Source organism: Microbacterium amylolyticum (genome assembly GCF_011046975.1).
Classification (GTDB): domain Bacteria; phylum Actinomycetota; class Actinomycetes; order Actinomycetales; family Microbacteriaceae; genus Microbacterium; species Microbacterium amylolyticum.
The window spans coordinates 2,097,025-2,108,360 of the sequence record NZ_CP049253.1 but is presented as its reverse complement, the minus strand read 5'-3'; the positions used below and the strand labels follow the sequence as shown (position 1 = coordinate 2,108,360).

Annotated in this window: 7 protein-coding genes; 3 read left to right on the top strand and 4 right to left on the bottom strand. The window is 65.9% G+C overall.

Features of this window, described 5'->3' with window-relative positions:
* Positions 1-16: 16 nt before the first annotated feature.
* The 3 genes from G6N81_RS10195 to G6N81_RS10185 are packed head-to-tail and all read left to right on the top strand — an operon-like array spanning position 17 to position 3,838.
* Positions 17-1,054 (top strand): pirin family protein, encoded by a 1,038-nt coding sequence (locus G6N81_RS10195; protein WP_165136445.1) that lies wholly within the window; start codon positions 17-19, stop codon positions 1,052-1,054.
* 10 nt (positions 1,055-1,064) lie between these two features.
* The gene (locus G6N81_RS10190; RefSeq protein ID WP_165136442.1) at positions 1,065-1,622 is read left to right on the top strand and encodes an ECF transporter S component; all 558 of its coding nucleotides are present in this window, start codon (positions 1,065-1,067) and stop codon (positions 1,620-1,622) included.
* A complete protein-coding gene (locus G6N81_RS10185) occupies positions 1,619-3,838 on the top strand; it encodes an ATP-binding cassette domain-containing protein (RefSeq protein WP_165136439.1) in 2,220 nt (739 codons plus the stop codon). Before G6N81_RS10190 ends, G6N81_RS10185 begins: the two co-directional genes overlap by 4 nt.
* Here G6N81_RS10185 and G6N81_RS10180 read toward each other — a convergent pair.
* The 4 genes from G6N81_RS10180 to G6N81_RS10165 all read right to left on the bottom strand — a co-directional run bounded on the left by G6N81_RS10180 (position 3,835) and on the right by G6N81_RS10165 (position 11,213).
* Positions 3,835-4,869 carry a M15 family metallopeptidase gene (locus tag G6N81_RS10180; RefSeq protein ID WP_165136436.1) on the bottom strand — a complete coding sequence of 345 codons (1,035 nt, stop codon included), beginning with the start codon at positions 4,867-4,869 and terminating at the stop codon, positions 3,835-3,837. The two genes, G6N81_RS10185 and G6N81_RS10180, sit on opposite strands and share 4 nt — an antisense overlap.
* 7 nt (positions 4,870-4,876) lie before the next feature.
* Complete coding sequence (locus G6N81_RS10175) at positions 4,877-5,818, bottom strand: aldose 1-epimerase family protein (RefSeq protein WP_165136433.1); 942 nt, start codon at positions 5,816-5,818, stop codon at positions 4,877-4,879.
* A 105-nt stretch (positions 5,819-5,923) separates the two neighbouring features.
* Positions 5,924-7,900: a DEAD/DEAH box helicase gene (locus G6N81_RS10170; RefSeq protein ID WP_165136430.1), complete on the bottom strand. Its 1,977-nt coding sequence runs from the start codon at positions 7,898-7,900 to the stop codon at positions 5,924-5,926.
* Positions 7,901-8,039: 139 nt separating this feature from the next.
* Complete coding sequence (locus G6N81_RS10165) at positions 8,040-11,213, bottom strand: efflux RND transporter permease subunit (protein ID WP_165136427.1); 3,174 nt, start codon at positions 11,211-11,213, stop codon at positions 8,040-8,042.
* Between the last annotated feature and the right edge of the window lie 123 nt (positions 11,214-11,336).

Sequence of the window (11,336 nt, the reverse complement as noted above, 5' to 3'; positions counted from 1 at the left end):
AGCAAGAGGGGCGCTCATGACACGGTACGACCTCGATGCGAGCGAAGAAACGGACGGCAGCGCGGTCGCGTGCGACGGCCCGCGGGAACTGCTCCTGACTCCCCGCGAGGTGCCGCTCGGCGGAGTTCGCGGCATGCACGTGACACGGGCACTTCCCCAACGCCACCTCCCGATGGTGGGCGCCTGGTGCTTCCTTGACCGTTTCGGTCCCCAGGAAGCTCTTATGCGCGTGGACCCCCACCCCCACATCGGTCTGCAGACGGTGACCTGGCCGCTGACGGGCGCCGTGCGGCACCGCGACATTCTCGGGTCCGATGTCATCATCGGCCCCGGAACGCTGAACATCATGACCTCCGGCCACGGCATCAGCCACTCAGAATACTCCGTCGGCGAGGAACCAGCGCCGATCGACGCGCTTCAGCTGTGGGTTGCCCTTCCGGAACATCGTCGTCACGGCACACCGGATTTCCAGCGCTACGACCACCTTCCGATGCTCGATCTGCCCGCAGATCTCGGACCGGATCCCGAGATCACCGTCGTCGCAGGAGAACTCGGCGGCGTCCGCTCCCCCGCCGATATGCACACCCCGATCGTTGGCGCCCAGATTCGCATTGCCCCCGGATCGCGGGTGCGGCTGCCGTTCCACCCGGAGTGGGAGTATGCGGTCGTGGCTCTCGATGGCGACATCGCGGTCGAGGCAGGTGCCGAGGGGCAACCGTATCCGCTGCGCACAATGGACCTTCTGTATTTGGGCCTGCATCGCACGGGCGTCGAGGTGTCCTCTCGTGAGGGAGCCCTGATCTTCCTCCTGGGCGGCGCCCCGTTCGACGACGAGATCATCATGTGGTGGAACTTCGTCGGGCGAACCCATGAAGAGATCGTCGAGGCCCGCGATGCGTGGGAAGCGCGCGACACCGACCGGTACGGCATCGTCCCGGGCACGCACAACACGGAACGCATTCCTGCGCCGCCCCTTCCCAAGGTTCGACTCACAAAACGACGACGAAGCGAGCTCCCACCTCACACCAGGCGGTCACCCGGGATAACAGGTTAGGCTCCCCTATGTGAATCGTCCCGTCGCCCTCTCGACCCGCGTCCTCCTGGTCTGCGCCGCTATCGGCGTGGCAACAGGAATTCTCGGCGGCATCGAGGGTTGGCTGACGATTCCCGTTCTCGCCACAGCACCCTTCCTCTACGGCTTCCTGCTCGGCGTTCACACGCTTCCCGGCATCGTCTCGCAGGAGATCTTCCGCGCGCCGGGCGTCGCCTTCGTCACGCATCTGCTCGCCGCGCTTGTCAGCTGCGTTGTCGCCCCCGTCTACATTCCGCAGTTCCTCGGAACCGCCCTGCTGTTCGGCGGCATCCAGGAACTCATCGCGGCTCTCTTCCGGTATCAGGCATGGAGCTGGTGGCGCTATCTGATCTCCGCACTGGTGATCGGCTCGGTCGTTGCGTTCGTCGTCTGGATGGCAGCGGACCTTTCGGCGCTTCCCGCGTGGGCGCGTATCGCCTACGTCACCCTGGCGCTGCTCGGGCCCATCGTGTGGACCTTCGTTGGCCTTGGCCTCGGCCGCGCTCTCGACCGTGCGGGGGTTGCCCCGCGTCGCCGCATCACGCGATGACGACGCGCGACACCGCTACGTCCGTATCAGGCGACGGGCGGTCCGCACGAGGAACCGACGCGCTCGTTGCGCTCGACAGCGTGACGATCACGCATCCCGATGGCGATCGTGCCGCCGTGAACGATGTGTCGATGTCCGTTGGCCCCGGCGAGGTTGTTCTTCTCGTCGGACCGAGCGGAGCGGGAAAGTCCACTCTGACGCTCGCCCTCGGCGGCCTCATTCCCCACTCGGCGGACGCCGATCTGAGCGGCGACGTGCGGCTCGGCGGTTTCAGCACGCGCGACGCCCGGCCGGGTGAACTCAGCACACGGGTGGGGATGGTCTTCCAAGACCCCGATGCCCAGGTTGTCACCGCCTCCGTTTTCGCCGAGGTTGCGTTCGGGCTCGAAAACCTGCGCATCGCGCCGGAAGACGTCGAGCGCCGCACCGAACATGCTCTTCGACGTATGGGCCTCTGGGAACGCAGAGACGACGATCCCGATGCGCTTTCTGGCGGAGGGCGCCAGCGCCTGGCAATCGCCTGCGCGATCGCGCTCGATCCTCCTCTTCTGGTGCTGGACGAACCCACCGCCAACCTCGATCCGAAAGGGGTCACCGACGTCTACCGGGCGCTGCGGGACGTTGTCGCTTCCGGCGAGCACGCGATCGTTCTCGTTGAGCACAACGTCGAGACGGCGCTCGAGATCGCCACACGCGTCGTCGTTCTCGGCAGCGACGGCTCGCTGGCGTTCGACGGTACTCCCGCCGAGGTCATCGAGGGGCACGCCGACGATCTCACAGCGCTCGGTGTCTGGCTGCCCGGAGACGCCTCACGCGAGCGCCGTGCCCCCGCGGCGGAACAGAACGGTCCCGCGATCACCGCGCGAGGGCTCACCGTCACACGCGGGCGTGGCCGGCGTCGGCGCACGGTGCTCGAGAACGTCGACGTCACCATCGCACGTGGCTCGATCACCGCGATCGTCGGAGAAAACGGAACGGGCAAGACCACGCTCGCCCAGGCGCTGGCGGGCGTTATCGATCCCGTTTCCGGAACAATCGATGTCCTCGGGGCCAATCCGGCCCGCACACGTCCCCGCGCGCTGGCCGGTCGGGTCGGGTTCGTCTTTCAGAACCCCGAGCACCAGTTCGTTACCCACACGGTGCGCGATGAGCTGGCCCACGATCTGCGCCGCCGCCGAGTTCCCGCCGCCGAGATCGATGCTCGCGTCGACGAGATGTTGGACAGACTCGGTCTCGCCGGCGATGCCGACCGACATCCGTTCCGCCTTTCGGGCGGGCAGAAACGCCGCCTCTCGGTCGGCGCCGTTCTCATCGGAATGTCGCCTGGCGGCGTTCTCGTGCTCGATGAACCGCTGTACGGCCAGGATCGTGCCCGCGCCGACGAGCTGATCGACATGCTGCTCGATCTGCACGCGCACGGGACGACGATCGTCATCGTCACCCACGATCGTGATCTCGTTCAGCGCATCGCCACCGATGTCATCAACGTGGGAGCAGACGTGCCGTCGATGCCCCGCCAGCACAACGCCGCGCCAGCCCCGCCCGCCGTGCTGCGCCCCCTCGAGCGCCTCAACCCGCTGGCGAAGCTCGGCGCCGTTTTGCCCGCCATGATCGCGCTCGTCTTCGCGCGCGACGTTCTGACCCCCGCGCTTCTTCTCGCCGCGAGCGCCGTGATCCTCCTGATCGGCGCGCGCTGGGACCGTCGGCTCTTCGCGTGGCTCGGCTTTGCCCTGCCCGCCATCATCACGGTTCTCACTGTGGGCTTCGCGCTGTGGACCGACCCGTACACGGGCATCGCAACGGGCCTCCGGCTCGCGGCGCTCCTGGCCCTGGCACTGATCCCCGGTCTCACGGGAGACGGCGCCGATCTGGTCCGGGCCCTCGTCCAGCAGCTGCGCATGCCCTACCGGATCGGTTATGCGGCGCTCGCTGCTCTGCGCTTCGTTCCGCGGTTCCGTCACGAACTCGACATCATCCGGCTCGCGCAGCGTGTGCGTGGGCGCGCACCGCATCTCGCCACCGCGCTCGTTCCGCTCTTGGCGGGGGGAATCCGTCACGCCGAACGCGTGGCGCTGGCCATGGACGCGCGGGCGTTCGGCGCCTATGACACCCGCACAGAACGCCACCCGGTGATCTGGCGTCGCTCCGACACCTGGTTCACGGTCATCGGCGTTGCCATCACCGCAGCGATTTTCGCCGCGGGCGTGGTTTTCTAACCGTAATCAGGCGCAGCCTCGAGGCCGAAGAATTCCTCGAACGTGTCGTATCCGCCCTCGGTGTACGCCTCGGCGAGCGGAACGCCGATGTAGCGCAGGTGCCAGGGCTCCGGGTCATAGCCGGTGATGTGGGTCGCCCCCTCCTGGTAGCGGATGATCCACCCGTGCCGCCACGCGTTCTCGGCGATCCACCGTCCCTGCTCAGTCGCGCCGAAATCGTAGATCGTTCCGCACGAGCCCGCGGCGGAACACGAGACCAGGTCAGCGGCAAGGCCCGTCTGGTGTTCGCTGTGTCCGGGGCGCGCCGAAGTCAGGTCCGCGCCCTCCTGCCCGCGAATCGACACCTGCGCCTGGTACGAGCTGATCTGGGTGTCGTAGGAACGGAACCCGCTCTCGAGCGCGATCTCCCCCACGCCCGCGTCCCGCGCCGCCTGCACCATCGCGTCGAACGACTCCACAACGTCAGCGCTCAGATGTCCGCCAACCAGACTCGTCGTCTGCGGTCGCGCCGTGTTCGGAGTGAAGTCGATCGGGTCCAGGGGACGGCGCTTGTTGACGACCACCCAGGCGTGCGTCGGATCGTCGAGGGCAATGCAGTCGGACGCGCGCTGATCAGCGACCGCCGCACGGAACGCCTCGGCACCGCCCACAGCGGCGATCACCGCGGAATCGTCACCGGCGGCCAGTGCATCGAGGACCTCCGGCGAACAGAAGGCATCCGCGCCGGTCTCCTCGGCGGAGGGAGTATCGTCCGGCTCTTCCGCGTCGATCGCCGCCGTCTGCCCGCGAGCTTCGGCCTCCTCCGCCGCCTCAGCGGCCAGCGCGGAGACATCAGCGAGTTCCATCGACACAACAGCCCAGTCGGTGCTCACGGGGGCTTGTTGCGTCCACCCTGCTGCCATTGCGCCGCCGGAGCCGATCATCACACACGCGGAAAACGCGGCCGCGATTGTCGCGACAGCGCTTCGCCTGCGACGTGCGACGCCCTCACGCCGCACGAAGCGGCGTGAGGGCGTCTGCGAAGAAGTCACGCTGACATCATGACGTTTCTTCCTGCGAGGAACTGTAGGCCACGCCCCACGAGACGCTCCAGGACTCGCCCGGCTCGATCCAGCGCACGCCCTGTCCCGTGTTGAATGCTTCTGCCGGCATCGTCATCGGCTCAATGGCAACGGCGTACGGCTGGTCGGGATAGGCATCGGTGGTGAACACCTGGAGATAGTCGAACGCTTCGTCCTGCCACACCGTGAGCGTTCCATCGGGGCCCGACAGCGTCGATCCGGCGAGGCCGTTGTCATCGCGCGACAACCCGCCGAACGCCGTGTCCAGGCTGACATCACCCAGACGCTTGCCCGAACGCAGATCGGTCTCGGAGTCCACATCGATCTCCGCCAGCGGCAGAAGACGCTCGTCGACCTCGAAGTAGGTCGACGCCGGGAGCGTGATCGTCAGGTCCCGGGGGTCCGTTCCCTCGATGTAGAAGAAGGGGTGAGTTCCGACACCGACGGGAGCAGCGGCGCTTCCGACGTTCTCGAACGTGTGGGTAACAGTGACACCCGTGTCGGTGAGTTCGTAGGTGACGCTGGTCTCGAGCGCGAACGGATAGCCGTTCTGCGGGATCACGGCGGCGCGAAGCGTTGCGATGCCATCGCCCTGCTCAATCACATACGGTGCCCAGCGAAGCAGGCCGTGAATTGCCGTTCCGCGGGCCGGCTCGCTGATGGGCAGCGTTTCATCGTACGTCTCACCATGCGGGTCAGTCATCGTCCACTCGCCATCGCGAATGCGGTTGGGCCACGGCACAAGAACGATGCCCGATCCGAAGGGAGCCGTGCGGCCGAGCGGGTAGGGCGGCACGAGGTTCGTGCCGCCAACCGAGAGGCCTCGCAGAGCAGCGCCGACCTGAGCGATATGCGCCGTTACGTCGCCTCGCGTCAGCAGAATCTGCTCTCCGGTGGGGTCAACGGGAGTATGTGTCATGGGCCCATTCTTGCGCGAATCCGAGGGACATGTGAACCATCACATGCCGGATGAACGGCGAAGGGCGCCGACTCAGCCGAGTCGACGCCCTTCGTATTAGCGGTCTTAGCGCGCGATCTCCTGAATCACGGCGTCGCCGGGAGATGCCTCGCGGAACGGCGCGTCGATCTCGGCGCGCTTGAGCAGGTCGCTCATGCGGCGGCGACGGTTGTGCGGGATCAGCGTGACAACGCGGCCCTCGCGACCGGCGCGGCCCGTACGGCCCGAGCGGTGCATGTACGTCTTGTACTCGTCGGGAGCGTCAGCCTGAACAACCAGGTCGACGTTGTCAACGTGGATACCGCGCGCCGCAACGTCTGTTGCCACGAGCACGTTGACCTTGCCGGCAGAGAAACGCTCGATGTTGCGCGTGCGTCGTGCCTGGTTGAGATCACCGTGCAGTGCAATCGCGCGGAGCCCGGAATCTTCCATCTGCTCAACCAGCTGGTCGGCGAAGGCCCGTGTGCGGGTGAAGACGATCGTGCGACCGTCGCGATCGGCGAGCTGCTCGATCACACCGCGCTTGGTGCGCTGGTCAACAACGAGAACCTGGTGGTCGATCGTGGCCGAGTGCTGGTCTTCGCCGGCTACCTCGTAGACGGCGGGCGCCTTGAGGAACTCCTCAACGAGTGCCGAAACCTCGCGGTCAAGCGTGGCGGAGAACAGCAGCTTCTGGCCGCCCGCCTTCGTGAGGCGCAGGATTCGCTGAACGGGCTCGAGGAACCCGAGCTCGCACATGTGGTCGGCCTCGTCAAGAACGGCCACCTGGATTTCGCTGAGGTTCAGCTTGCCCTGCTTGTGCAGGTCCTCGATGCGTCCGGGCGTTCCGATGATGATGTCGACACCCTTTTTCAGCGCGCCCACCTGGCGTGCCTGGGGAACACCGCCGTAGATCTGCGTTGTGAACAGGCCAACGCTGCGGGCGATCGGCTGAACCGTGCGGTCGATCTGCAGGGCGAGCTCACGCGTGGGCGCCAGGATCAGTGCCTGCGGGGCGCGACCAAAGGCACGCGACTGGCCGGCGCGCGAGCGAAGAATGCGCTCAACAAGAGGGGCGCCAAAGGCGATCGTCTTGCCCGATCCAGTGCGTCCGCGGCCGAGAACATCCTTGCCCGCGATGATCGGGGCGATCGTCGCCGACTGAATCGGGAACGGGCTTGCCGCGCCGAGCTCGTTCAGAACGCGAACGATGTTCTCGCCCAGGCCGAGGTCGCCAAACGACTGGCCCTCAACGGCGGTCGCCTGAACGGCTTCGGCCTCGAGCTTGTCGTGCACCACGTCGATGCGCTCCTCGTGCTTCGCCGTACGCGGCGTGCCCTGCTCATCACGACGCTCCTGCCACTTCTTCTCGCCATCGAAGGGACGGCGAGCGGGACGTTCTGGGCGCTCGTCGAAGCGGCGGCCTGCGGGCCGCTCGTCGCGGCCGCCACGGTCGTCACGGCGGGGTGCGCGGTTGTCGCGTCCCTCGAAGCGACGGGGACGGTCATCACGGTCGAAACGGCGAGGACCGCGGTCATCACGCTCGGCCGGACGGCCACCGCCACGGCTGTCATTAAAACGACGCTGACGCTCATCGCGACCCGCACCGCGGTTGTCACGGAAACCACCATCGCGGCCACCACGAGCATCCCGGCTCGGTGCGCGGTTGTCGCGTCCCTCGAAGCGACGGGGACGGTCATCACGGTCGAAACGGCGAGGACCGCGGTCATCACGCTCGGCCGGACGGCCACCGCCACGGCTGTCATTAAAACGACGCTGACGCTCATCGCGACCCGCACCACGAGCATCGCGGTGAGGAGCACGCTCGCTGGTCACACGACCGCGGTCGGCATCGCCGTAAGTTTCGCGGCGGCGGTCATCGCGGTTGGAGCGGAAGTCGCCGCGATCGGTGCGCGGGGCACGAGTGTCGCCACGTCCGCCAGCGCGGACCTCGCGGTCTTCGTTGCTCCAGCGGGCCTTGCGGCTGTCGCTGGCCTTCGCCGAGTACCGGGGATCGAAGTTCTTGGCCGGACGTCCGCCAGCGGGCTTTTTGTTCTTGGGCATGCTGAGTATGCACCTTTCAGGGTGTTATTGCGCGGCCATCAAGGACCACACACACCCGCGCATACAACGCGGCATCCGGGGCCGACCTCTGTACATTACCGGCCGCCCCTGGGAAAGCCCCGGTGTTGGCCGAGCGTGATTAGTCGCGGCGGCGGCGCAAGGGCGGCGCGGCGGGGAACTCGCCCGTCTGCCCCTCTTCCGTCACGCCCGCCCGCGCACGGCGACGCGCCACGCGCCGTTCCCGCGCGCCCTCGACGAGGTTGTACAGCGTCGGTAGCACGATCAGGGTCAGGAACGTGGACGACACGAGACCGCCAATAACGACGATCGCGAGCGGCTGCGAGATGAACCCGCCGTGGCCCGTGATACCGAGCGCCATCGGCGCAAGCGCGAAGATCGTCGCGAACGCCGTCATCAGAATGGGGCGCAGACGCATCGACGATCCCGCCATCGTGGCATCGTGAACGTTGAGCCGGTGCCTACCTCGGTATTGGTTGACGAGGTCGACGAGAACGATCGCGTTCGTCACGACGATGCCGATGAGCATCAGAACACCGATGAGCGAGGGAACACCCAGCGGAACGCCCGTGACCACCTGCAACAGAATCGCTCCCGTTGCCGCGAACGGCACGGACACGAGGAGTAGCAGCGGCTGGCGGAGCGACTTGAAGGTGGCCACCATGATCACGTAGATGATCAGAATCGCCGCCAGCATCGCCAAGCCCAGCTGTTCAAAGGCCTCTTCCTGCTGCTGCGCAACGCCGCCAACCGAGGCCGTTGTTCCCTCGGGCAGATCGACCGCAGCAAGCGCCTCCTCGATCGAGAGCGTCGCGACCGCGAGGTTGTCCGTTGCCGGCGGAACCGTGATCGTTGCCGTCAGGCGTCCCAGTTGCGTCGAAATCGAAGCGGGGCTCGCGCTCTCGTCCACCGTCGCAATGTCGGTCAGAGCGATGGGGCCGGCGGCGGTCGGGATCTGCATCTCGCGGAGCTCAGCGATCGTTGCCGGCGCGGCATCGGATGCGAGGTAGATCGTTGTTGACGATCCGTCGATCTCGATCGTTCCGGCCTGCTGCGGCTGCATTGTCGAGTTCACGATCGAGCCAACGGCGGCTTCGCTCAACCCGCGCTGCGCGGCGGCGTCGCGGTCAACATTTACCTGGATGAACGGCATCGACGCCTCGAGGCTGTCGGAGACCGTGCCAACGCCCTCACGCCCTTCCAGCGCCGCCACGATATCTTCCGTGCCGCGACGGACGTCGTCCGATGATGTTCCCGTCACCTGCACCGTGATGTCGTCAGTGCCGAAGCCTGCCGCCGCCCCCACGCTGATCTGACCGGCTCCATCGAGCTCGTCTAGCGCAGACTGGATATCCGTGCGCAACTGCTCCTGATCGAAATCACCATCGGTCATCACGGAGTAGGTGATGCCGCCCCCGCCGAAAGCGTCGCTCATCGGAGATCCGGAGGACCCAATCGATACCTGAACGGTCTCAATCCCGTCGATCTTCTCCAGCTCATTCTCAACGGCGCGCGCCGCCTCGTCCTGCCGGTCCAGGCTGGCCGTCTGTCCGAGGTCCTGCGAAATCGTGAGCGTGTTCTGCCCCGTGTCGCCGAGGAAGTTGACCTTCATGAGGGGCGCCATCGCCACCGTGCCGACCATGATGAGAACCGCGATGCTCAGCGTTGCCCACGAGTGACGCAGCGTCCAGGACAGAATCGGCTGGTAGGCCTTCTGCAGCCGCGACTTCGGCGCATCGGGGTGCTCGGGATCAATCTGCTCACCCGCGTCATCGAACAGCGCCTTGCCCGGTTTCATGAACCAGTACGCGAGAACGGGGACGATGGTGAGCGCCACGATCAACGAGGCCAGCATCGCGATCGTGACGGTCATCGCAAAGGGCCGGAACAGCTCGCCCACCATGTCGCCGACGAACGCGATCGGCAGAAACACCGCGACCGTTGTCACCGTCGACGAGGTAATCGCGCCGGCAACCTCGCGCACGGCGAGGCGAATCGCATCGCCCTTGTCTGCTCCGGCCACATAGTGCCGTTTGATGTTCTCGATGACGACGATCGAGTCGTCAACGACGCGTCCGATCGAGATGGTGAGGGCACCGAGCGTGAGCATGTTCAGCGAATAGCCGAACACCTGCATGCTCGCGAACGAGATGAGAACGCTCGTGGGAATCGAAATCGCCGTGACCAGCGTTGAGCGTACTGATAGCAGGAACACGAGGATCACGAGAACCGCGAAGACGAGACCGAGGAGGCCCTCGACGGCAAGCGTCTCGATCGACTCCTCGATAAATGGTGCCTGGTCGAATACCACCGTGAACGAGGCTCCCGGCACCTGTTCGGCGAGATCGTCGAGCACGGTCCTGACGCCGTGAGAGACGTCAACCGTGTTCCCGCTGGGAAGCTTCGTCACGGAAATCGAGATGGCGTCCTCGCCGTTCACGCGCGACATCGACGAAACGGGATCGCTCTCCAGAGAAACGGAAGCGACATCACCGATCGCGAGTTGCGGCACGGGGATCTCTTCGCCCGTCTCGGGGTTGGCCTGCGGCGGCGCCGACTGCACGAGGGGCAGTCCTTCGAGCGCCTCGACGGTAGTGACCTTGTCGCCCGTCTGCACCGTGAGCGTTTCGCCATTTTCCGTGATCGATCCGCCAGGGAACAGTTGACCGTTCTGCTGGAGCGCGTCCGAAATGGCCTGCTGTCCGAGCCCGTTCTGCGCGAGAGCCGCGTTGTCCGGTGTGATGATGATGCGCTCGCCCGTTGCGCCGACGAGAGCGGCGGTCGCAACGCCGTCGACATCCTCGATGTCGGGCAGGATGATCGAGCTCAGACGATCCTGAATCGTGTCGGCGTCGTCATATCCGGAAACAGCCACCTGGATCACGGGCAAATCGTCGATTGAGATTGCCATGACCTGCGGATCCACGTCGGTGGGCAGCTGACCAGAGATGCGGCCGATCGCCTGAGTCATCTTCTGCTCGGCCGTCGCCATGTCGGTTCCGTAGTCGAACATCACCTGCACGATGGAGGCGTTGGTGGTGCTCGTCGCGCTCGTGGACTCAATGCCATCAAGTCCTTGAACGGCCGTTTCGATCGGCGTCGAAACGTCTTCTTCCACCACTTCGGGCGACGCGCCGGGGTAGGTGGTCATCACGACGAGCGCCGGAAGCTCGATCGACGGGATGAGTTCCTGTTTCAAACTCGTCAGCGACATTCCACCGAAGATGGCGGCGCAAATCGTGATGAGCGCGATAAGCGCGCGGTTTTTCAGGCTCAGAACGGCGAGTTGTGACACTGGGATCCCCGGATCGCGGGCGGCGTGTGGACTGCGGCCAGTCGCTCTCGATACACGGCTGTATCCGCAGAGTGCCAGTGTGGCATATCCTCCGATCCCCGGGGCGGGAGAATGCCCCTCGAA

Coding starts and splice junctions, on each gene's coding strand:
- G6N81_RS10195 (WP_165136445.1), top strand. CDS start 17: ATGACACGGTACGACCTCGATGCGAGCGAAGAAACGGACGGCAGCGCG.
- G6N81_RS10185 (WP_165136439.1), top strand. CDS start 1,619: ATGACGACGCGCGACACCGCTACGTCCGTATCAGGCGACGGGCGGTCC.
- G6N81_RS10175 (WP_165136433.1), bottom strand. CDS start 5,818: ATGACACATACTCCCGTTGACCCCACCGGAGAGCAGATTCTGCTGACG.
- G6N81_RS10170 (WP_165136430.1), bottom strand. CDS start 7,900: ATGCCCAAGAACAAAAAGCCCGCTGGCGGACGTCCGGCCAAGAACTTC.